Here is a 22,717-nt window from a genome sequence, read left to right as displayed (position 1 = left end):
TTACTGGATCGCGGCGACGCCCTGCGCCTGCAGCGTTTCTTCGCGACGCTCTTCCACGCAGCGCTGATGCTGGCGCGACAGGCGGTTCATCAGCGGCAGCAGCAGCAGGGCGAGCACCATGCCGATCGCGGCGAGCCAGCCGAGCTTCTCGAACAGCGACAGGTAGAGCGGCAGCGATTCGGTGGCCGGCAGCTCGTGCGACGGCATCTGCGCGAAGTTCGCGACGACGCTGCCCAGATACTGCGACACGCCCGTCGCGACGAAATACGCACCCATCATGAAGCCGCTCATGCGCGCCGGCACATAGCGGGCGATCATCGCGAGGCCGAGGCCGCTCACCAGCAGTTCGCCGAGCGAGTAGAGGCCGTAGCCCCACACCATGAACCACGACGACACGCGGCCGTCCACCGCATAGCGGCCGCTGATCGTGAACACCAGGTAGCCTGCGGCCACCGCACCGAAGCCGAGCGCGTACTTTGCGGCGACCGGCAGGTCGCGGCCGCCCTTCGCGACGGCGTTGTAGATCCACACGAGCACCGGGCTCAGCAGCATGATCCAGATCGGGTTCAGCGCCTGGAACTGCGCGGCGCTCCACGTGAACAGCGTCGTGCCGAACAGCATGAAGCGCGGATCGACGTTGCGCAGCGCGAACAGCGTCAGCGACGTCGACATCTGCACGTAGAAGATGAAGAACAGGATCACCTGGCCGATCAGCACGAGTGCCGCGATCAGGCCCGCGCGCTCCGAGCGCTCCGACTTCGCGATCATGTAGGCGAAGATCGCGAGGATCGCGAACGCGGCCGTCCACACGCTGGCCACGGCGAGCTGCTTGTGCTGCAGCACGTACAGCGTGACCAGCGCGAGCCCGACGCCGCCCAGCGCCACCGCGCCGAGGCGCTTCCAGCGGATCGGTTCGTCGTCCGGCTGCGAGCCGACGTGTGCGAGCGTGCGATGCATCAGCATGAAGTTGAGGATCGCGAGCAGCATGCCGCCGCAGCAGACCGCGAACGCGGTGTGCCAGCCCCAGTGATCCTTGATCCACGGCGTCGCGAGCATCGACACCGTCGAGCCGATGTTGACCGCCATGTAGTAGATCGTGAACGCGCTGTCGATGCGCGCGTCGTCGCCTTCGTAGATGCGGCGCACGAGGTTCGCCGCGTTGGCCTTGAACAGGCCGTTGCCGACGACGATCACGCCGAGCGACGCATACATGTACGCCAGGTGGTCGTTCGGTACCGCGAGCATCAGGTAGCCGGCGCACAGCACGGACGCGCCGATGATCATCGTGCGACGGGCGCCGAGCACCTTGTCGCCGATCCAGCCGCCGATCGACGGTGCCGCATAGACGAGCGCGGTGAACGCACCCCAGGTCAGGTTCGCATGGCTGTCGGTGAAACCGAGCCGGTCGACCATGAAGAGGACCAGGAGCGCGGCCATGCCGTAATAGCCGAAGCGCTCCCACATTTCGATGAGGAAGACCGTCGTGAACGATCGGGTTTGTGAAACAGGTGAATGCATCATCAATCTCGGTTGAAACGGACGGCACGGATCGCGCGTCGTCTTGGGGGTCGAACTGGCGCCGGAGCACTGTGGCCGGGTAGGCTTTGCGTCGGCGATGGAGCAGTCGGGCGGTTAGCCCGGGCCGGGGTGGGACGCCGCGCCGGAAGGCGGGGCGCGACCCCGACCGGCGCGCGAATGGTAACGTTTGCCGGTCCGGTGCGTCGGGTCCGCGCCACTTAGGGAAACTCCCGATATGGCAGCAGCTTTCAGGAACATTCGTCTCATCATTTATTTGTAAGCTTCGCGCCCGTTCTCCGCAGATTCCCGGAGAGCCGCTTGCAGCTTGCCTGTGAAGCCTGCGAGTCTGGCAAGATAGCGCGTCGTTTCGCTCGCTTCGGGCCCTGTTTAGTGCACCGGGCTCAATGCCGAAGGCGTGTGCGAACCCGAAGATTAAGCTATCTCCAATTAACTTAGTTACTTTCCATCAAACATTTTTTGACGACCACTTTTCGGCCTGCTATGGTTCCCCCCACTGAAAACTCGCGATCGGCAGACGCTGTCGCGCTTGGCAACAAGATTCGCGCGTTGCGCCAACGTCTGAAGCGCACGCTCGACGACACCGCTACCGCCGCCGGGATTTCGAAGCCGTTTCTGTCTCAAGTCGAGCGCGGGCTCGCGTCGCCGTCACTGACGTCGCTGGCGGGTATTGCGCACGCGCTCGGTGTGACGGTGCAGTACTTCGTGGATACGCCGAGCGAGGAACGCTCGGTCTGCCGAGGCGATCAGCTGCGCTTCTTCGGGTTTGCCGATTCGGCGAACCTGTTCGCAAGGCTGACGAACGTGTCCGAAGGGCGCCAGCTGGAGGCGATCCTCGTGAGGATGCCGCCGGGGCAGAAGCGGTCCGAGGTGACGACACATGCAGGAGAGGAATTCCTGTATGTGATTGAAGGGGAAGTGTCGCTGACGCTGGAAGGCAAGACGTTCGTCCTGCAGGCCGGCGACAGTTCGCATTATCAGTCGACGGTGCCGCACAGTTGGGTCAACACCGCGAAAGTCGAGTCGGTGGTGGTCTGGGTAGGTACACCTAGGCTGTTCTAACGCACAGGTATTCCTTCGTTTCCAAGACGGGATGCCTGTCGAAAGAAACGTAAGGAATACTAAAATGCTACACGAGAATCACGGGCCTCCTCAATCGCTGCACCCGTCAGCGTCTCACGCGTAAGCCGCGGCATCCGCCGCGCGACGCTCACCGAACAAACCTTCTCAAGACTGCCACGATGAAATCCTTGCATGCCATGTCGGCCGTGCTGGCCGCGCTCGCCCTGACGACGCCTGTTGCCCACGCCGTTACCGTCCCGTCGAACGTCGCGCTCGCTCCCCAACAGGACCTGACGCGACAGGTGCCCGCCGAAATCGAGTCGCTCGACCCCGCGCACATCGAATCGTGGACCGGCAACACGATCGGCCTCGACCTGTTCGAAGGGCTGGCCCGCATCGATGCGGCCGGCCAGGTCGTGCCGGGCGTCGCGCTGTCGTGGGAGCGCAAGACGCCGCAAACATGGATCTTCAAGCTTCGCCATGACGCGAAGTGGAGCAACGGCCAGCCGGTGACGGCCGCCGATTTCGTCTATTCGTGGCAGCGCCTCGTCGATCCGAAGACGGGCTCGAAGTACACGATCCTCGTCGAGTTCGTGAAGAACTCGAAGGACATCATCGCGGGCAAGGCCGCGCCGTCGACGCTCGGCGTGCGCGCCGTCGATCCGTACACGCTGGAAGTGACGACCGACGTGCCGGTCGCATTCTTCCCGGAACTGACGGCCATGGTGCCGCTCGCGCCGGTGAACAAGGACACGGTGACGAAGCTCGGCGACGCATGGACGCGCCCGGGCAACATCGTCAGCAACGGCGCATACCAGCTCGTCGACTGGCAGCCGAACAACCGCATCGTGATCTCGAAGGATGCGAAGTACTGGAACGCGCCGAAGGTCGTGATCAACAAGGTCACGTACCTGCCGATCGAGAGCGACGAGACGGCGTTGCGCATGTACCAGGCCGGCCAGATCGACTACAGCTACTCGATCCCGTCGGGGATCTTCCAGCAGGTCAGCAAGCAGTTCGGCGGCGAACTGCGCCAGGGCCTGCAGCTCGCGACCTATTACTACTACCTGAACAACAGCGATCCGGCACTGAAGGACAAGCGCGTGCGCCAGGCGCTGTCGATGGTGCTCGATCGCGACGTGCTGACGCAACGGCTCACGCAGGCCGGCGAGAAGCCGATGTACGGCCTGATGCCGAACGGCACGAAGGGCGTGCAGCCGTTCACGCCGGATTGGGCGTCGTGGCCGATGGCCAAGCGCGTCGAGACCGCGAAGAACCTGCTGAAGCAGGCCGGCTACTCGGATGCGAAGCCGCTGTCGTTCACGCTGACGTACAACACCAACGACCTGCACAAGAAGGTCGCGCTGTTCGCCGCGTCGGAATGGCGCACCAAGCTCGGCATCAATACGAAGCTCGAGAACGTCGAGTTCAAGGTGCTGATGAAGGAGCGTCATGACGGCAAGGTGCAGATCGCCCGTGACGGCTGGTTCGCCGACTACAACGACGCGATGACGTTCTTCGACCTGCTGCGCTGCGGCAGCGCGCAGAACACCGTCGGCTACTGCAACAAGCAGGCCGACGCGCTCGTCGACGAAGGCAACCAGAAGCTCGACGACAAGGCACGCGCCGCGCTGCTCACGCAGGCGCACGACCTGGCGCTGAGCGACACGCCGATGGTGCCGCTGTTCCAGTACTCGGCCGATCGTCTCGTGAAGCCCTATGTGGGCGGCTACTCCCTGAAGAACGTGATCGACATGCGTGCTTCGCAGGACATGTACCTGATCAAGCACTGAGCGGAGCGATCATGCTGGCCTACGCATTGAGGCGCACGTTGTGGGCGGTGCCGACGATCCTCGCGGTCGTCACCGTCTGCTACCTGCTGCTGCACTTCACGCCCGGCGGTCCGTTCGATACGGAAAAGCAGTTGTCCGCCGCGACGCTCGCGAACCTGAACGCGAAGTACCACCTCGACCAGCCGCTGTGGAAGCAGTACCTGATGTACCTCGATTCGCTGCTGCATGGCGATCTCGGTCCGTCGTTCCGCTACGTCGACTGGTCGGTGAACGACCTCGTGAAGAAGGCGCTGCCCGTGAGCCTCGGCGTGGGCGGCGTGTCGATCCCGATCTCGATCGGGCTCGGCGTGCTGCTCGGCACCGTCGCGGCGGTGCGCCGCGACAGCTTCATCGACCGCGTCGTGATGCTGATCGGCAACGTCGGCAACGTCGTGCCGCCGTTCGTGCTCGGCCCCGTGCTCGTGTGGATCTTCGCGATCCTGCTGAAGACGTCGGCCGGCAACGGCTGGCTGCCGGCAGGCGGCTGGGGCGACGGCGGCTGGCAGTACCGGCTGCTGCCGATCGTGCTGCTGACCTTCATCAACATGTCGCTGCTCGCGCGCGTGATGCGCGGCTCGATGATCGAGACGCTGTCGAGCAACTACATCCGCACCGCGCGCGCCAAGGGCCTGCCGGGCTCGACGATCGTGCTGCGCCATGCGCTCAAGCCCGCGCTGATGCCGGTCGTGTCGCTGTTCGGCACGGTCTGCATCTCGTCGATCACGGCGGCCGTCGTCACCGAGTCGGTGTTCGCGCTGCCGGGCCTCGGGCAGCTCGTCGTGAACGGCGCCATCAACCGCGACTACACGCTGGTGCTCGGCCTCGTCGTCCTGACCACCGTCTGCGCCGTGCTGTTCAACCTGCTGGTCGACCTCGCGTATGCGTGGCTCGATCCGCGCATCCGTTATTGAGCGAGGCACCGCGATGACTCCGACTACTCCCGTCGTCGGCCTGCCCGTGCAGACCGATTCGCCGCCCCGTTCGCGCTCGCCGCTCGCGCTCGCGATGGCGCGCTTCCTTCACAACCGCGCGGCCGTGTTCAGCCTCGTGCTGCTGGCGCTGGTCACGCTCGCCTGCTTCGTCGGCCCGTGGCTGCTTGCGGCCGATCCCGCCGCGAGCGACTGGGGCGCGATCAGCCTGCCGCCGACCTGGGCGAACCAGCACTGGTTCGGCACCGACGAGCTTGGCCGCGACCTGCTCGTGCGCACGCTGATCGGCGGCCGCGTGTCGATCGAGGTCGGCGTGCTCGGCACGCTCGTGTCCGGCCTGTTCGGCGTCGCGTGGGGCGCGACCGCGGGCTTCGCGGGCGGCCGCGTCGACTCCGTGATGATGCGCGTCGTCGACATGATGTACGCGATCCCGTACCTGCTGATCGCGATCCTGATGATGACCCTGTTCGGCCGCTCGTTCATGCTGGTCGTGCTGACCATCAGCGCGTTCTCGTGGATCGACATGGCGCGCGTCGTGCGCGGCCAGACGCTGTCGCTGCGCAACCGCGAGTTCGTCGATGCGGCGCGCGCGATCGGCGTGACGCCGGCCACGATCGTGCGGCGCCATGTCGTGCCGAACCTGCTCGGCGTGGTCGTCGTGTACGCGACGGTCTCGGTGCCGGGCATCGTGCTGACCGAATCGGTGCTGTCGTTCCTCGGCCTCGGCGTGCAGGAGCCGATGACGAGCTGGGGCGTGCTGATCCAGGACGGCGCGCAGAAACTGGAATCGATGCCGTGGCTGCTGCTGGCCCCGGCCGTGATGCTTTGCGTGACGCTTTACTGCGTGAATTTCGTCGGCGACGGCCTGCGGGATGCGCTTGACCCGAAGGATCGTTGAGATGGCTGCACTACTCGAAGTAGAAAATCTCGGCGTGCGCTTCACGCGCAAGGATGCACCGCCGATCGACGCCGTGAGCGGCGTGTCGTTCTCGCTCGAAGCCGGCAAGACGCTCGGCATCGTCGGCGAATCGGGTTCGGGCAAGAGCCAGACCGTGATGGCGCTGCTCGGCCTGCTGGCCGGCAACGGCACGACGACCGGCGCCGCGCGCTATCGCGGCGACAACCTGCTCGACATGGACACGCGCGCGCTGAACGCGGTGCGCGGCGACCGGATCGCGATGATCTTCCAGGATCCGATGACGTCGCTCAATCCGTTCCTGACGATCGAGCGGCAGATGACCGAGACGCTGCAACTGCATCGCAAGCTGTCGCGCAAGGAAGCGACGAAGCGCGCGATCGAGGCGCTCGAATCGGTGCGCATTCCCGACGCGGCGCGGCGCATCCGCATGTATCCGCACGAGTTCTCGGGCGGCATGCGCCAGCGCGTGATGATCGCGATGGCGCTGCTGTCCGAGCCGGAAATCCTGATCGCCGACGAGCCGACCACCGCGCTCGACGTGACCGTGCAGGCGCAGATCATCGACCTGCTGCGCGAACTGAACCGCGAGCGCGGCACCGCGATCGTGCTGATCACGCACGACATGGGCGTGGTCGCCGGCCTCGCGGACGACGTGATGGTCATGTACTCGGGGCGCACCGTCGAATACGCGCCGGCCGAATCGATCTTCGCGGCGCCGTCGCATCCGTACACGATCGGCCTGCTCAATGCGCTGCCGCGCCTGACCGACGCCGACGACGCGCCGCTCGTCGCGATTCCCGGCAATCCGCCGATGCCCGGCACCGCGCCGGCCGGCTGCGCGTTCGCGAAGCGCTGCACGTATGCGGAAGAACGCTGCGGCACGGCGCGCCCCGCGCTCGAAACCTATGGCGCCGTGGGCGCGGTGCGCGCATGCCACCGCCCGGTGGCCGATCTGACGGGAGGTCTGCGATGAGCGTCAATGAACACCGCGATGCCGGCGCGACGGACGACACGCTGCTGTCCGTCGACAATCTGAAGGTGCATTTCCGCGTGCCGCTCGGCGGCTATCCGTGGTCGCCGAAGGGCACGCTGCGCGCGGTCGACGGTGTCTCGTTCGACGTGAAGCGCGGCGAGACGGTCGGGCTCGTCGGCGAATCGGGCTGCGGGAAGTCGACGCTTGCGCGCGCGCTGATCGGCCTCGTGCCGATGACGGCCGGCTCGGTGAAATGGCGCGGCGAAGCCGTCGCGCCCGATCACCTGCGCGGCAACGCGATGCGGCGCGAAGTGCAGATGATCTTCCAGGATCCGCTCGCGTCGCTCGACCCGCGCATGACGATCGAACAGGTCGTGGCCGAGCCGATCGTCACGCACCAGGCCGGCCTCGGCCGTACCGAAGTGCGCCGCCGCGTGGTCACGATGCTCGAACGCGTCGGCCTGAACGCGCATCACCTGCTGCGTTATCCCCATGAATTTTCCGGCGGGCAGTGCCAGCGCGTCGGTATCGCACGTGCACTGATCGGCGAGCCGAAGCTCGTGATCTGCGACGAACCGGTGTCGGCGCTCGACGTGTCGATCCAGGCGCAGATCGTGAACCTGCTGCGCGACCTGCAGCGCGACCTGTCGTTGTCCTATCTGTTCGTTGCACACGATCTCGCCGTGGTGAAGGCGATCAGCCAGCGTGTGCTCGTGATGTATCTCGGCCGCGTGATGGAGTTCGGCACGCGGCATGACGTGTACGGCGTGCCGCAGCACCCGTACACGAAGGCGCTGCTCGATGCGGCGCCGACGCCGGAGCCGGCGCGCGAGCGTGCTCGCCGTCCGATGCTGCTGGCGGGCGAGATGCCCTCGCCGCTCAACCCGCCGTCCGGCTGCGCGTTCCGCACGCGCTGCCCGGTCGCGATCGACGCGTGCGCGCAGGACGTGCCGCTGCCGGAAGTGCGGCAGGGGTCGGCTGCACGTGTCGCGTGTATCCGCGCGGGCGCGGCGTGATGTGAAGTAACTCGGCAAATAAAACCAGGCAGGTCAACAGGGGCAGTGGCGGCGCGAATGATCTTCGCGTCGCGGGTACAGGCGCGTCCTTAGCCGGGCGTGCCGGGGGGCCGGGAGCGGATCGCGACCGGCGTGGACGGATATCAAACAAGACGAGAATGACGATGAAAAAACAGAAGACGATCGGGACGGCATCGAAGATGCTGCTTGCATGGGGACTGCCGGCACTCGCCGGCGTCTCGCTGACGGGCGTGGCGCACGCCGACGACGCGGCACCCGCGCCGCTGACGGTCGCGCAGGCCGCACCGGCCGCGACCGTTGCGCAGGCATCGACCCCGAACGCCATCATCAACGCCGAAGCGAACCAGGCCGTCACGCCGCCGGACGAGCCGTCGGCGCAGTCGAAGTCGAACGGCTTCATTGCCGACAGCCATCTCAACTTCCTGTTCCGCAACTACTCGGACGTGCTCGACAGCAAGGGCGGGCCGCATCGCCACGCGTGGGTCCAGGGCGCGATGGCGAACTTCGAGTCGGGCTTTACGACGGGCCTGATCGGCATCGGCTTCGACGCATCGCTGTATGCGGCACTGAAGCTCGACGGCGGCCAGGGTGCCGGCAGCATGGTGCACATCGCGAAGGGCGGCGGCGGCGGCAACCAGCTCGCGTGGGCATACCCCGGCATCTACGACATCAAGGCGCGGATCTCGAACACGGTGGTCAAGTACGGTCTGCAGGCCGTCGACAACCCGTTCATGGAGCAGCACGACAACCGTGCGCTGCCGCCGACGTTCCTCGGTGCGACGATCGTCAGCAATGAATTCAAGAACGTGATGCTCGAGGCCGGCAGCTTCACGAAGACCGACGCGCGCGGTCACACGACGCTCACCAACCTGACGACGCAGTACGGCGGCACGCGCATCGATCGCCTGACGTATGTCGGCGGCACGTGGGACTACTCGCCGAACGGCGAAGTCGCGCTGTACGCGAACCAGGCCGACGACGTGTGGCACCAGTACTACGCGTCGGTGAAGCACAGCATCGGCAGCCCGCAGACGATCAAGTGGACCGGCTTCGGCAACGTCTACTCGACGCACGACACGGGCGACGCGCGGCAGGGCAAGATCGACAACAACGCCTACAGCCTGTCGGTGGCCGCACAGCACGGCCCGCACGAGCTGCTGCTCGGCTTCCAGCAGGTGCTCGGCGACCAGTTCTTCGACTACCTGAACGAAACGAACGGCATCTTCCTGACCAACTCGATGGACGTCGACTACAACGCGCCGCACGAAAAGTCGCTGCAGCTGCGTTACACGTTCTACGGCAAGGAAGCGGGCCTGCCGGGCTTCAAGGCGATGGTCTGGGGCGTGACGGGCTGGGGTGCGGACGGCAGCGCGGGCGCGGCCAACGACCCGAGCAAGTCGAGCATCTACTGGGCCAACGGCGCGCCGGTGCAGGGCCGTCACCACGAGTTCGGCTTCATCCCGTCGTACACGTTCCAGAGCGGCAAGCTGAAGGACACGAAGGTCACGTTCATCGCGATGTGGCACAACGGTTCGGCTCACTACTCGGACGCGACGAACCGCGAGTACCGCCTGGTCGTGAACCTGCCGCTGCACGCGTTCTGAACGAAGGGGGACACCGGTTCCCCCGCATCGCGCAGCCGGCCGGGCCCGCAGTTCGGTCAGGCCGGCTTGTGCAGCCCCGCGACGGGATCGTTCGCGGCGGGCATCTCTTCCACGAGCGACGTGAGCTGGCGGCCCGTATCGCGCCAGGCGTCGAGGCCGCCGCGCAGCGCGAGCGCATCGGTGAAGCCTGCGTCGAGCAGGCGCTTCGCCATCAGCGCGGCCGTCACTTCATTCGGGCACGAGCAATACACGACGAACTTCTGCGACAGCGGATAGCGCGCGACGATGTCGCCGATCTGCCGCTCGTCGGCGAATTGCGCACCGGGAATCGTGAACGGGTCGAGCTTGCGGTGCTCGGGCGAGCGCACGTCGAGCACCACCGGCGCGGCGGTGTCGCGCAGCAGCACGTCGAGTTCGTCGACACCGATCCGCGCGTTCGCGAGCTGGCGGATCAGCGCGCGGCGGCGCATCCAGCGCACGGCCGCATAGATCGCCAGCAGCGCGACGATGACCAGCAGCACCGCGCGGCCGAGATGGCTCGCGCCGGCGAACAGCCAGTCGATCTGACGGTAGAACACGAGGCCGGCGATCAGCCCGACGATGGTCCACAGCGCGGCGCCGAGCGCGTCGTAGCCGGCGAACGTGCGATAGCGCGTGCCGAGCGCGCCGGCCATCGGCACCGACACCAGCGACAAGCCCGGAATGAAGCGTGCGACCGCGAGCACGCGCACGCCGTAGCGGCCGAAGAAGCGCTCGGTCTTGCGCACGCAGGTATCGCGCGACAGCGACAGCCGGCAGATCGTCTTCAGCGTCGTGCCGCCGTAACGGCGCCCCGCGACGTACCAGACGGTGTCGCCGATCAGCGCGCCGAGCACCGACAGCGCCACCACCGTCACGAGCTGCGACCCGATCATCGCCGGGTGCATCGCGGACATCGCGCCGAACAGCACGAGCGTCGGCATCGCGGGCACCGGCAGGCCGATGGCCGCCGCGAGCACGTTGGCGAACACGAGAAGCGGCCCGTACTGGGCGACGAGGTCACGTAGGAGCATGACGGCTGGCCGAAAAGGAGACGCGTGGGCAGGAAACGCAGATGGGCCGATTATCGGCCTTTTTCAAGACAACGGCGGGAATGACGCAAAGCGCCTGACGGCGGCAGGGGGATACCGGTGAGCCGGCGCGCTGCGCGCGGCTCACCGATCGGGATCAGGAGGGGGTACGGGCGAGCGACGCGGCACCGTGGTTTTCGCCGGGCAGCTCGGCGCCGTGCGAGCGGATCGCCGCGATCAGTTCGGCCGGCGTGATCTCGTAGCGGACCTCGCGGTGGATGCCGGGTTTGCGTTCGTCGATCTCGATCAGCAGCACGCTTTTGCCGTCGCCCGTTGCTTCCAGCCGGAGCGAGCGCAGTTCGCGGCCGTCGGCCGGGTCGTGTTCGGTGAGCAGGGTCATTGCCCCGGATGAGCCGGTAGTGCGCATCGAACCTATCCTCGTATCGTGTCGTGGATGCCGTAAAGGCAAAGATGTCTTTGTTGACTACAGCTTGACGCAGTTTAACGCGAACGGGCCGCGGTACGGAGCATTTTCGTGCGGTGAAATGAGGGCTGCACCACCGATCCTTCTGATGTTTGAGCCGCGCCGGGCGGGCGTTTCAGCCGGATCGGCCACAGTCGCGGCCGGCGCGTGAGCGGCGTGCGCGGTTGCACCGGCGCGGGTGGCGACACGCGAGGCGAAGCGTGTCGCCGCGGTGCCGTCGGAAGCGGTCGGCGAGACCCATCGCCGGCGCCGACCGAGTGGCGGCCGGTTTCGACGCGCCGGCCACGCGGCGCGAGAAGCTCGCGTCGCTGTCGGCGGTGACGATGAAGTCGTATCAGTGGCCGGTCGAGTCGCGTTTCCGGTGCAGCTCGGCCCGGTCGCCGGCGCGTGCCGTGACGGTCCACGTGGGACCGGTACCGTGGCCGCGACCCAGGCTGTTGCCGTCCTCGTTGCCGTGGCCATGACCATGATCGTCGTTGCCGCGGTTGCCGGCGAGCGGGCCGTAGACCGGGATCGACTTCGCACCGTGCCGTCGCCGCCGCCGTCGTTGCGCGGCCGCAGTTGGAGGAGGTGCGCGCATCGCGTTCGACACGCGGTGTCGCGCGAAGGCAGCGGCCATCGTCCGGATTCCGTTCGAATCTCCTTGCCACGTTCGTTGCGGGTGCAACGTGATGCGCGAGCGCGTGACGCCCATGTTTCAAATGCGTGAAATCGGATAAGCTCGACACGTTGCTGCGCCCATGCGCAGTCCGCGCCTTCAGCGCGATTTTTCGGAACCGGCCCACCCATGACCGACATCACGATCCGGCACAGCGAGACGCACGACGTCGACGCGATCCGGCACATCGCCGCGCATCCAGCGGTATACAGCAATACGTTGCAGTATCCGTTTCCGTCGCTCGAAAAATGGCAGAAGCGGATCGAGAACGTGCATGAGCGCGGCGTGAGCCTCGTCGCCGAAATCGACGGCACGGTCGTCGGCCATCTCGGCCTGCAATTCGAGCCGAATCCGCGCCGGCGCCATGCAGCAGGGCTCGGCATGATGGTCGATGCGGCCCGTCACGGGCGCGGCATCGGCAGCCGGCTGCTCGCGGCCGCGATCGACCTCGCGGAAAACTGGCTGAACCTCACACGCCTCGAGCTGACCGTATTCACCGACAACCGGGCGGCGATCGCGCTCTACGAGAAGCACGGTTTCCGGATCGAAGGCGAATCGCCGGGCTACGCGTTGCGCGACGGCGTGCACGCGTCCGTGTATCACATGGCGCGGGTCAAGGCACGGCAGTGAAAGGCCTGCAGACGCGCACGCGACGGCACATGCGGCCGCGATAGCGCACGTCATATTCATTCGAGAATTCGTTCGTTTTCCACCGTCTGTACCCGTCGTATCGTTGAATGATTTGCCGGCCGCTTCGGCCGGCGTTCGTTGTTCCGACTCGATGCATGCGCGGCGTCGCACGCTGGCCAGCCTCATCGTCATCGCTTCCCGGCCGTTGTTTCGCGCGCCGCACTGTCCCGCAACCGCCTCCTTCAACGGAACCCGCTTCGATGAAAACCGTTCTCCGGAATCTGACTGCCGCCTGCCTGTTCGCTGCCGCCGCAGGTGCGGCGTTTGCCGCCGCCACGCCCGCCGCCGCCCCGCTGGCGAGTGCCTCGCCCGACGGTGCGCACCTGCCGCCCGGCATCGCGTGGCAGCACGGCGACGTCGACGCCGCGTTCGCGCTCGCGAAGCGCACCGGCAAGCCGCTGCTGCTGTACTGGGGCGCGGTGTGGTGTCCGTCGTGCAACCAGGTGAAGTCGACGATCTTCAGCCAGCAGGCCTTCAAGACGCGCTCGTCGTTCTTCGTGCCCGTGTATCTCGACGGCGATACCGAAAGCGCGCAGAAGCTCGGCGAGCGTTTCAAGGTGCACGGCTATCCGACGATGATCCTGTTCCGCCCCGACGGCACCGAGGTGACGCGGCTGCCGGGCGAAGCCGATCTCGACCGCTACATGCAGGCGCTGTCGCTCGGGATGACGGCCGCGCATCCGGTGCGGCAGACGCTGGCGATGGCGCTGAAGAACGGCGCGTCGCTGACGCCGGACGAATGGCGCCTGCTGGCCGACTATTCGTGGGATACGGATGGCGCACTGCCGGTGCCAGCCGACCGCGTCGCCGAGACGCTGCAGTCGCTCGCGCAACGTGCGCGGGCGGCCGGCGCGAAGGCCGAGGCGGCACGCTTCGCGTTGAAGTCGGCGGTGGTCGCCGCGTCGGCCGATCCGGCGCAGGCCGGTGCGCTCGACAAGGCGGCGCTCGCCGATTCGCTGCGTACCGTGTTGCACGATCGGGCGCTGTCGCGGGCCGATTCGGACGTGCTGGTCGCGGCGCCCGCGCGCGTGGTCGCGTATCTCGGCAGCGACGACGCACAGCGTGCGACGCTGCGCGGCGCGTATGACGCTGCACTCTCGCGCCTGTCGACCGACACGACGCTGTCGTCGATCGACCGGCTGATGGCATTGCACGGCCGCGTGCTGCTCGCGCACGGCGACGCGACCAAGGGCGCGCCGCTCGCTGCGCCGGCGCTGGCCGATACCGCGCGCAAGCAAATCGCCGCATCGGTGCAGCAAGCGGCGAACGCGTACGAGCGGCAGGCGCTCGTCAGCGAAGGCGCGGACACGCTGACCGACGCGGGGCTGTACGACGAGTCGGATGCGTTGCTGAAGGCAGAGCTGCCGCGTTCGTCCACGCCGTATTACTTCATGTCGGGGCTGGCCGCGAATGCGAAGGCGCGCGGCGACAAAGCCGCCGCGCTCGACTGGTATCGCAAGGCATACGACGCGGCGAGCGGGCCGGCGACGAAGCTGCGCTGGGGTGCCACCTACTTTGCGAATGCGGTCCAGCTGGCGCCGGACGATTCGGCACGTATCGAAGGCATTGCCGCGAGTGTGCTCGCGCAGGCCGACAAGACCCGCGACGCGTTCTACGGCGCGAACCTGCGCGCGTTGACCAAGGTCGTCACGCAGCTGAACCGCTGGCGCGGCAGCGGCGCGCACGATGCGTCGGTCAAGTCGGTCGTCAAGCAGTTCGACGGCGTATGCGGAAAACTGCCTGCAGGCGATCCGCAGGCAGCGGCGTGCGCCAAGCTGATCCAGCCCGTGAAGGCGTAACGGCGCAGCGATGCGTCGTCGAGCGGGCCGGACGCGGGATTACTGGCCCGACTCCGACGACGCGCCGCGATCGCTGCCGTATCCGGCGTCGTGCTGGCGGGCGATTTTCGCTTCGGCGGAAACGATGCTGGCGGGGTAGAACCAGTCGCTCGACTGGAAGCCGGCCTCCTTCAGCGCCTTGACTTCGGCGCGGACCTGCGCGCGCGTCAGCGGCTGGTTCGACTGGGCTTGCGCGGCGAGCGGGGCCGAGATGGCGAGGGCAATGGCAACGGCTTGGACCAGGCGCTTCATGATCGGGACCTCCAGGATTCCGGTGAATCGCTGCACTTCGTTCATCGAAGCACCGTGCGACGTTGAACCCAGTGTAGGCCGGAGCACGTGCGCGAAAAATGCGATCGCGCCCAACGCAGTGTTTTGTTGCGGGCAACAATGGTTGCGCGGAGGCGGAGGCGAATGCCGGATGCCGGATGCTGGATGCCGGATGGCATCGCGGGCGCTGCGCAGGCGCCTGGCGGTACGGATTCGACAAGGTTCGCGAGCGGGGAAATGAAATCGGACCGGATGCGAATTCCGGAATCCGTTCCGGTTCGCATGCGATCCGATCCTGACGCGCAGGCGAGGCGGGAGGCGGTGTACGAGTGCCGCCTCAGGCAGGCACTTACACGAGCCCCGTCGCGTAGTACACGGCGATCACGAAGAACACCGCGAGCGTCTTGATGACGGTGACCGCGAAGATGTCACGATACGACTCGCGGTGCGTGAGGCCCGTGACCGCGAGCAGCGTGATGACGGCGCCGTTGTGCGGCAGCGTGTCCATGCCGCCGCTGGCCATCGCGACGACCCGGTGCAGCACGTCCATCGGAATGTTGGCGGCCTGTGCGCCCTTGATGAACAGGTCCGACATCGCGGCGAGCGCGATGCTCATGCCGCCCGACGCGGAACCCGTGATCCCGGCGAGCGAGCTGACCGACACGGCTGCGTTGACGAGCGGGTTCGGGATGCTCTTCAGCGCATCGCCGACGACGAGGAAGCCCGGCAGTGCGGCGATCACGCCGCCGAAGCCGTATTCCGACGCGGTGTTCATCGCGGCGAGCAGCGCGCCGCCGACGGCGGCCTTCGAGCCGGCCGCGAAGCGGTCGCTGACGCGCTTGAACGCGGTCAGCACGACCAGCACGATGCCGAGCAGCAGTGCGGCTTCGACCGACCAGATCGCGACGACGGTCTTGATCGACGTCGTGACCGGCGTATGCACGCCCGGCAGCACGTCCGGCGCGACCGTGTACGACGCGGCGCCGTACCACTGCGGGATCAGCTTCGTGAACGCGAAGTTCGACACGCCGACGAGGATCAGCGGCAGGATCGCCAGCGCGGGATTCGGCAGCGACGTCGCCTCGACGCGCTCCGGCTCGTTGACGAGCGACGTGCCGTAGCCTTCACCCTTCGCCATGGCCGAACGGCGGCGCCATTCGAGATACGAGAGGCCGACGACGATGATGAACAGCGAGCCGATCGTGCCGAGCGCGGGCGCGGCCCACGCAGTCGTCTTGAAGAACGTGGTCGGGATGATGTTCTGGATCTGCGGCGTGCCGGGCAGCGAATCCATCGTGAACGAGAACGCGCCGAGTGCGATCGCGCCGGGCATCAGTCGCTTCGGAATGTTGCTCTGGCGATAGAGTTCGGCCGCGAACGGATAGACCGCGAACACCACGACGAACAGCGAGACGCCGCCATAGGTGAGCAATGCACACACCGCGACGATCACCGCATTCGCGCGCGAGCGGCCGATGTAGCGGATCGCGGCATGGACGATCGACTCGGAGAACCCGGACAGTTCGATCACCTTGCCGAACACGGCGCCGAGCATGAAGACCGGGAAATACAGTTTGACGAAGCCGACCATCTTCTCCATGAAGATGCCGGAGAAGACCGGTGCGACGGCGGCGGGTTCGGTCAGGAGCACCGCGCCGAGCGCGGCGATCGGTGCGAACAGGATCACGCTGTAGCCGCGATACGCGGCGTACATCAGGAACGCCAGCGCGGCGAGGACGATCACGAAAGACAAGGGAGTCTCCTAATGGCTTTGGTTGTTGTTCGATCGCGCGACGCGCCGCGGACCGGCTCAGGTTCGTGCAGGTTTCGTGCCATCGGCCGGATTGCGCCGCCGGACATGGGTCCGCCGGAGGCCGGCGGGCCCGCGCCGGCCTATGTCTGACGATTCTACATAAAACGTCTCCGCCTGGAGACGATATGGCCGTCCGGCCAGCCCGTGAAATCGGGCAAGGCATTCCCGGACAACGTATTGCGGCATGTCTCCGTAATGAGATAATCCGTCTCGTTCCGGAGACATCCGGTCGACAATACGCGGAGACGAAGACACGATGATGAACGACTGGGCCCGCCTGCCCGTCAACTACGGCGACGTGCTGCGGCGCGCCGCCGAGTCGCTGTTCCGGACCTTCGAGGATTCGAGCGCGGGCACGGTGGTCGTCGATCGCGATGCGCGCGTCGTATGGATGAACGAGCGTTACGCGGCACGCTTCGGCTTTGCCGATCCGCAGCAGGCCGTCGGCCTCGACTGCGAAGCCGTGATTCCGAACAGCCTGATGCGCGAGGTCGTGTCGACCGGGCAGCCGATCCTGCTCGACATCATGGAGACGGGCCGCGAGCCGCTCGTCGTCACGCGCCTGCCGCTGAAGAACGAGGCCGGCGAGACGGTCGGCGCGATCGGCTTCGCGCTGTTCGACCAGTTGAAGACGCTCACGCCGATCTTTTCCCGCTATGCACAGCTTCAGCAGCAGCTGATCGCGACGCAGCGTTCGCTCGCGCAGGCGCGCCGCGCGAAATACACGTTCGCGAGTTTCGTCGGCACGAGTGCCGCGAGCCTCGAAACCAAGCGTCAGGCACGGCGCGCCGCGCAGGTCGATTCGCCGGTGCTGCTGCTCGGCGAGACGGGCACCGGCAAGGAGCTGCTCGCGCACGCGATCCACGCGGCGTCGGCGCGTGCGCTTCAGCCGCTCGTTACCGTCAACGTCGCCGCGATTCCCGATACGCTGCTCGAAACCGAATTCTTCGGCGCGGCGCCCGGCGCGTACACGGGCGCCGACCGCAAGGGGCGCATCGGCAAGTTCGAGCTGGCCGATCGCGGCACGCTGTTCCTCGACGAGATCGGCGACATGCCGCTGCCGTTGCAGGGCAAGCTGCTGCGCGTGCTGCAGGACAAGGAGTTCGAGCCGGTCGGCTCGAACCGGATCGTGCGCGCGGACGTCCGGATCATCGCCGCGACGTCGGCCGACCTGCCGGCGCTCGTCGCGGCCGGGCGCTTTCGCGCGGATCTCTATTACCGGCTGAACGTGCTGACGATCCATGCGCCGCCGCTGCGCGAGCGCGCATCCGACATCGCGGCGCTCGTCTACGCGACGCTCGAGGAACTGGCCGCGCAGCACGGGCGCGCCGCGCACTGTGAACTGACCGACGACGCGTTGCGGATGCTGTGTGCGTATCCGTGGCCCGGCAACGTGCGCGAGTTGCGCAATACGCTCGAGCGCGCGCTGATGCTGTCGGATCGTTCGGTGATCGATGCGCGTGCGCTCGCACCGTTCCTCGGGCCGGTGCGCGTCTCGGCGGACGGCGCGGCTCCTGCGCCGCGGGTTGCCGCGACGCCGGTCGAACCGCGAGCGGGCGATGCATCCAGCGTACCCGGTGCGGCGGTCGCTTCGTATGCCGATGCGTTGGCGGCGTGGGAGCGCCAGTTCCTGACCGATGCGCTCGCGGCCTGTGACGGGAAGGTCGTCGAAGCGGCCGCGCGCATCGGGATCGGCCGCGCGACGCTGTACAAGAAGCTGGCGGCGCTGGGCATCGACCGGTAGGCCGATCGGCGATGCCGATCCGGCCGGACGTGAAGCATCGAACAGGAGATCACGATGAGGCGGATCGGTATCGCAGGGTGGCTGACCATGTTGCTGGCGACTTCCGCGTTCGCGCAAGCCGGCGACGCCGACGCGCCCGAGGCGCGGCGCAACTGGTACAACGATCCGTTCATCGCGCTGTCGCGGGACGTGGCCGAATGCCCGTTGCCGCTCGGCCCGTGGATGACGCGTGCCGAGATGACGGACGACGCGCATTACCGCGCCGAACGCGGCACGACCTGCTGGCTCGCCCACCGCTGCACGAAGCCGAACTCGTATATGTATGACGCGTCGATCGCCGATGCCGCGAAAGCGCACTTCGCCGGCTCGGATCGCCTGCGCGGCACGAGCCTGTGGATCACCGTGCAGCGACGTTTCATCTACGTCGAAGGATGCGCGCAGACAGCGTTCGATCGTCAGGCGCTGCAGCGCGAATTTGAGGCACTGCCGGACGTCGAGCAGGTTTTCGTTCGCATCACCGACGATCCGCGCCGGAGCTTGCCGTACAAGGCGCGCGGGCAACCGGACCGGGTGCCGAACTGACGGTGGAAGGGCTGCGCATGGCATACTCGCGACATTCAAAAAAAGGTTGACGGGAAGAACAATGAAACACATGCTTGCGTCGGTCTGTCGGCGGTCTCGGGCGGCTGCATTGTTGGCTCTGGTGGCGGGGCTTGGCGGGTGTGGCGGCAGCGCGCCGCTGTTCACTTCGGACGGGCGCCCGACGACGCAGGTGCAATGCACCGGCAGCGACTGGAGCAATTGCACGGACAATGCCCGAGCGATGTGCAACGGGGATTTCGAAGTGATCCAGCAATCGACCGATGACGCCGTACGAAATCTTCTCTTCGCATGCAAGAAGAAAAGCGGTTATTGATCCCGAAATGACCGGCTGAGGAAACCACGATCGGGCGCAGCGCTTTTCCATTTGCTTGGTGTTACCTATTTTTCACGAATAACACTCACGGAGTCCCATCCATATGGCGACCTACAGGCAACTGTCCGCACAGCTCGAACGGCTTCAGCAAAAGATCGACAAGGAACGTGAAAAGGCGATTGCCGACGCGATTGCCGAAATCCGCGCGAAAATCGAGGAATACGACATTACGCCCGAGGAGCTCGGTTTTCGTCCGATCGGGGCCGCCGTTGCTACCACCGCGAAGGCGAAGCGGTCGTTGCCGCCGAAGTACCTGAACCCGAAGACCGGCGAAACGTGGAGCGGCCGCGGACGGGCGCCGACCTGGCTCGGCAAGAACCGCGCACGTTTCCTGATCAAGGACTGACTCCCGAAAATCCTCACCTTTCGTGTGCCGACTGACGGTGCGAATGACCCTACGGTCATCGCACCGTTTTGTTTTCGTGCAGTCGCCGAGCGATTTTCCCCGGTGAAGGGATGCGCAATGCTGCGCAATTAACGGATCCCGTTTTGCGAATTCGCCGCGATCCGGCCGCATATCGCGGCGAATTCCCGTAAACAGCCGTGCAATTGCGCAGCGCATGCGCATGGGCAATCGCGATTTTCGCGGTGCATGCGTGCCGTGGATTCCCATCACCTTTCGCGTGTTCGCGTGCTGCGTCGTGCAAATCCCGAAGAGTCTCACCATGGCTCCTGTAAATCCTCACCTTTGAGGAAGCGGACGCAGCGTCGTGCCGCGTTGCCTGCGTCGTGCGGCGATGCGTCGCCGCGTGTGTTGCAGGTCCATGGTGCAAGCGTTGACGCTCGTCGAACAGTCAGCCGTTCGGCATATAGGCAGTCGCATGCGCTTCGCCTATGCTTGGGATTCGCGTCGATCGGCACCCGGTCTCTCGGGCCGCATGCCGATCGTGTCGTCTTTCGTCACCGCAGGGAGCCGATGTGACCGTTCGCCATCTCGATGCGTTGTTCCAGCCCAAGTCCGTTGCAGTCGTCGGCGCGTCATCGCGTGCGGGCAGTATCGGCGCGATGGTGTGGTCGCGCGTGCTCGACGGCGCGTTCCAGGGGCCCGTGTGGCCCGTCAATCCGAAGTATCGCGAGCTGGACGGGCATGCGGTCGTGCCGGACGTCGACCGGCTGCCCGCGCCGCCGTCGGTTGCCGTGATCTGCACGCCGCCCGCGACCTGGGCCGGCATCGTGCGCAAGCTCGGGGAGCTCGGCACGCGCGTCGCGGTGATCGTCGGCGAGGCGCGCACGGATGCCGATCGCGCCGCCGTCGATCGTACGTTGAAGGCGGCGAAGCCGTTCGTGCTCCGTATCGTCGGGCCCGGCAGCCTCGGCGTGTTGTCGCCCGCACGGCATGCGCATTTCGGTGCGCCGGCCTATACGGCGCGATCGGGCGGCGTCGCGTGGGTGTCGCAATCGAATGCGCTGACGAACGCGGTGCTCGGCTGGGCCGATGCGCGCGGCCTCGGCTTTTCGCATGTCGTCGCGCTCGGCAGCGAATCCGACGTCGACGCCGGCGACGTGCTCGACTATCTGGCGAGCGATCCCGGCACGCGCGCGATCCTGCTCGAACTCGATACCGTGCGGGCCGCGCGCAAGTTCATGTCGGCCGCGCGTGCGGCCGCACGCAACAAGCCGGTCCTCGCGTTGCGCACCGGGCGCGCCGATCCCGGCGACGCACTCTATACGGCGGCATTCCAGCGCGCGGGCATGGTGCGTGTCGATGCGCTCGACGATCTGCTCGACGAGATCGAGACGCTCGGCGTCGGCCGCGTGACTGCGCGCGGCGCGGCGACGCTCGTCACCAGCGATGCGGGTGTCGCGAAACTCGCGGTCGATGCGGTCGCCGAAGTGCGCGACGTGCTGGCCGACTGGTCGCCGGCGGCAACGTCGGCCGTGTCGGCCGCGCTGCCGCATCTCGCGGCGCCCGGCAATCCGCTGACGCTGGGTGACGACGCACGCCCCGAGCACTTTGCCGCGGCGATCAAGGCGCTTGCGCCGTTCCCGCAAACGGGCACGCTGTTCGTCGTCCATTCGACGTCCCACAGTGCACCGGCCGATTCGGTTGCGCGTACGCTGATCGACTCGCGGCAGTACGCGCATCGCGGCATCCTCGCGTGTTTCTTCGGTGCCGTCGACGCCGCGACGCGCGATGCGCTGCATGCGAACGGCATTCCCGTGCATACGACACCGCAGCGGCTCGCACGCGCGTATGCGCGTCTCGTCGACTACAACCTCGGGCGGCAACTGCTGATGCAGACGCCCGAAGGCGCGCCGCCGCAGCCGGCCGAGTGCGTCGCTTCCGCGCAGGCGGAAGCGCGCCGCATGGTCGAAGCCGGCCAGCACGAGCTGGCCGGCGATGCCGCGCTGCGGTGGCTGTCCCATTTCGGCCTGCAGGGCGAGCAGGCTGCCGAGCCGGCCGGCAAGAAGGTTGTCGATGTCACGGTCGACATGTACGACGATTCGAACTTCGGTCCGGTGTTTCGCTATGCCGTGCCGCCCGCGGACGGCGTCTCGGCGCCATTCGTCGTCTACGGCCTGCCGCCGCTGAACACCGTGCTTGCCCGCGCGGTGATGGAGCGCTCGCCGTATGCGCGCAGCACGCCCGTCGAGCCGACGCTCGACGCATTGACGGCGTTGTCACAGGTCGTCTGCGACGTGCGCGAAGTTGTCGCGCTGTCGGTCACGCTGCGCGTGCTGTCCGGCGGCGCGCGCATGATCGCACCGCGCATCACGCTGGCCACGGGGCGCAGCCGGCTCGCGATCATGCCGTATCCGCGGCACCTCGAACAGACGCTCGAGTGGCGCGGCGAGACGGTGACGATCCGCCCGATCCGTCCGGAAGACGAGGCCGCGCACAATGAACTGCTCGCCGCGATGACGCCGGACGATCTGCGGATGCGTTTCTTCGGCGCGGTGCGCAGCTTCGATCACTCGCAGGTGGCGCGCATGACGCAGATCGATTACGACCGTGAGATGGCTTTCATCGTGTCGTTCACCGATGTGTCGGGGCGCGACCATACGCTCGCGGTGGCGCGCGCGGTCGCCGATCCCGACAACGAGACGGCGGAGTTCGCGATCGCGGTACGCCCCGATCAGAAGGGCAAGGGGCTCGGCAGGCTGATGATGGCCCGCATCATCGACTACGCGCGCTCGCGCGGCACTGCCTGGATGATCGGCGAGGCGCTGCGCGAGAATTCGGCGATGATCTCGCTCGCGAAGTCGTGCGGCTTTGCGGTGTCGAGCACGGAGGAGCCTGGCGTCGTGGGCTTCAGGATGAAGTTGCAGCCGTAGCGGCTGTCGGCTGCGCGAAGCGAGGAG

Annotated in this window: 19 protein-coding genes and 1 pseudogene; 14 read left to right on the top strand and 6 right to left on the bottom strand. The window is 66.7% G+C overall.

The window, feature by feature from the left end; genetic code table 11:
* Window positions 1–1,521 carry a peptide MFS transporter gene (locus tag U5798_RS08885; protein WP_124450884.1) on the bottom strand — a complete coding sequence of 507 codons (1,521 nt, stop codon included), beginning with the start codon at window positions 1,519–1,521 and terminating at the stop codon, window positions 1–3.
* A 498-nt stretch (window positions 1,522–2,019) separates the two neighbouring features.
* Between U5798_RS08885 and U5798_RS08880 the strand changes: the two genes are divergently transcribed.
* The 7 genes from U5798_RS08880 (at window position 2,020) to U5798_RS08850 (ending at window position 9,892) form a co-directional block, all read left to right on the top strand.
* The gene (locus tag U5798_RS08880) at window positions 2,020–2,598 is read left to right on the top strand and encodes a cupin domain-containing protein (protein ID WP_322081822.1); all 579 of its coding nucleotides are present in this window, start codon (window positions 2,020–2,022) and stop codon (window positions 2,596–2,598) included.
* A 179-nt stretch (window positions 2,599–2,777) separates the two neighbouring features.
* Complete coding sequence (locus tag U5798_RS08875; RefSeq protein ID WP_124450888.1) at window positions 2,778–4,391, top strand: peptide ABC transporter substrate-binding protein; 1,614 nt, start codon at window positions 2,778–2,780, stop codon at window positions 4,389–4,391.
* 11 nt (window positions 4,392–4,402) lie between these two features.
* Window positions 4,403–5,341, top strand: coding sequence for an ABC transporter permease subunit (locus U5798_RS08870; protein WP_124450890.1), 939 nt, complete (start codon window positions 4,403–4,405; stop codon window positions 5,339–5,341).
* Between the two features lie 13 nt (window positions 5,342–5,354).
* Window positions 5,355–6,257, top strand: coding sequence for an ABC transporter permease (locus U5798_RS08865; protein WP_124450892.1), 903 nt, complete (start codon window positions 5,355–5,357; stop codon window positions 6,255–6,257).
* Window position 6,258: 1 nt separating this feature from the next.
* Window positions 6,259–7,251, top strand: a complete 993-nt coding sequence (locus tag U5798_RS08860; RefSeq protein ID WP_124450894.1) for an ABC transporter ATP-binding protein — start codon at window positions 6,259–6,261, stop codon at window positions 7,249–7,251.
* Window positions 7,248–8,267, top strand: coding sequence for an oligopeptide/dipeptide ABC transporter ATP-binding protein (locus tag U5798_RS08855; RefSeq protein WP_322081821.1), 1,020 nt, complete (start codon window positions 7,248–7,250; stop codon window positions 8,265–8,267). The genes U5798_RS08860 and U5798_RS08855 overlap by 4 nt, the downstream gene beginning before the upstream one ends.
* A gap of 164 nt (window positions 8,268–8,431) precedes the next feature.
* On the top strand, window positions 8,432–9,892 hold the full coding sequence (locus tag U5798_RS08850) for an OprD family outer membrane porin (RefSeq protein WP_124450898.1): 1,461 nt from the start codon (window positions 8,432–8,434) through the stop codon (window positions 9,890–9,892).
* Window positions 9,893–9,948: 56 nt separating this feature from the next.
* Here U5798_RS08850 and U5798_RS08845 read toward each other — a convergent pair whose 3' ends face one another.
* The 3 genes and pseudogenes from U5798_RS08845 to U5798_RS08835 form a co-directional block, all read right to left on the bottom strand.
* Entirely contained in the window at window positions 9,949–10,944 is a 996-nt protein-coding gene (locus tag U5798_RS08845; RefSeq protein ID WP_322081820.1) for a DedA family protein/thiosulfate sulfurtransferase GlpE, read from the bottom strand.
* Between the two features lie 154 nt (window positions 10,945–11,098).
* Complete coding sequence (locus U5798_RS08840; protein WP_012493620.1) at window positions 11,099–11,368, bottom strand: hypothetical protein; 270 nt, start codon at window positions 11,366–11,368, stop codon at window positions 11,099–11,101.
* A 277-nt stretch (window positions 11,369–11,645) separates the two neighbouring features.
* Window positions 11,646–11,992, bottom strand: a pseudogene (locus U5798_RS08835) (phospholipase domain-containing protein); the annotation flags it as partial.
* Window positions 11,993–12,212: 220 nt separating this feature from the next.
* Between U5798_RS08835 and U5798_RS08830 the strand changes: the two are divergent.
* Window positions 12,213–12,713 (top strand): GNAT family N-acetyltransferase, encoded by a 501-nt coding sequence (locus tag U5798_RS08830; protein WP_322081819.1) that lies wholly within the window; start codon window positions 12,213–12,215, stop codon window positions 12,711–12,713.
* A gap of 260 nt (window positions 12,714–12,973) precedes the next feature.
* Complete coding sequence (locus U5798_RS08825) at window positions 12,974–14,572, top strand: thioredoxin family protein (protein WP_322081818.1); 1,599 nt, start codon at window positions 12,974–12,976, stop codon at window positions 14,570–14,572.
* A 39-nt stretch (window positions 14,573–14,611) separates the two neighbouring features.
* On the opposite strand, the gene U5798_RS08820 is transcribed toward U5798_RS08825, so the two are convergent.
* Complete coding sequence (locus tag U5798_RS08820; RefSeq protein WP_124450906.1) at window positions 14,612–14,863, bottom strand: DUF4148 domain-containing protein; 252 nt, start codon at window positions 14,861–14,863, stop codon at window positions 14,612–14,614.
* Window positions 14,864–15,230: 367 nt separating this feature from the next.
* Window positions 15,231–16,634: a GntP family permease gene (locus U5798_RS08815; protein WP_124450909.1), complete on the bottom strand. Its 1,404-nt coding sequence runs from the start codon at window positions 16,632–16,634 to the stop codon at window positions 15,231–15,233.
* Between the two features lie 316 nt (window positions 16,635–16,950).
* Here U5798_RS08815 and U5798_RS08810 point away from each other — a divergent pair, with 316 nt between their 5' ends.
* The 5 genes from U5798_RS08810 to U5798_RS08790 all read left to right on the top strand — a co-directional run bounded on the left by U5798_RS08810 (window position 16,951) and on the right by U5798_RS08790 (window position 22,690).
* Complete coding sequence (locus U5798_RS08810) at window positions 16,951–18,438, top strand: sigma-54 interaction domain-containing protein (RefSeq protein WP_322081817.1); 1,488 nt, start codon at window positions 16,951–16,953, stop codon at window positions 18,436–18,438.
* Window positions 18,439–18,492: 54 nt separating this feature from the next.
* Entirely contained in the window at window positions 18,493–19,020 is a 528-nt protein-coding gene (locus tag U5798_RS08805; RefSeq protein WP_124450913.1) for a BON domain-containing protein, read from the top strand.
* A 61-nt stretch (window positions 19,021–19,081) separates the two neighbouring features.
* Window positions 19,082–19,354, top strand: coding sequence for a hypothetical protein (locus U5798_RS08800; RefSeq protein ID WP_282508284.1), 273 nt, complete (start codon window positions 19,082–19,084; stop codon window positions 19,352–19,354).
* Window positions 19,355–19,457: 103 nt separating this feature from the next.
* On the top strand, window positions 19,458–19,760 hold the full coding sequence (locus U5798_RS08795) for an H-NS histone family protein (protein WP_322081816.1): 303 nt from the start codon (window positions 19,458–19,460) through the stop codon (window positions 19,758–19,760).
* Between the two features lie 572 nt (window positions 19,761–20,332).
* On the top strand, window positions 20,333–22,690 hold the full coding sequence (locus U5798_RS08790) for a GNAT family N-acetyltransferase (protein ID WP_322081815.1): 2,358 nt from the start codon (window positions 20,333–20,335) through the stop codon (window positions 22,688–22,690).
* The last annotated feature ends 27 nt before the right edge of the window (window positions 22,691–22,717 follow it).

Origin of the sequence: Burkholderia sp. BCC1972 (assembly GCF_905339605.1) — a bacterium.
In the GTDB taxonomy this organism is placed as follows: domain Bacteria; phylum Pseudomonadota; class Gammaproteobacteria; order Burkholderiales; family Burkholderiaceae; genus Burkholderia.
The sequence above is the reverse complement of the archived record's forward strand: the minus strand, read 5'-3'. Positions and strand labels throughout refer to the sequence as shown.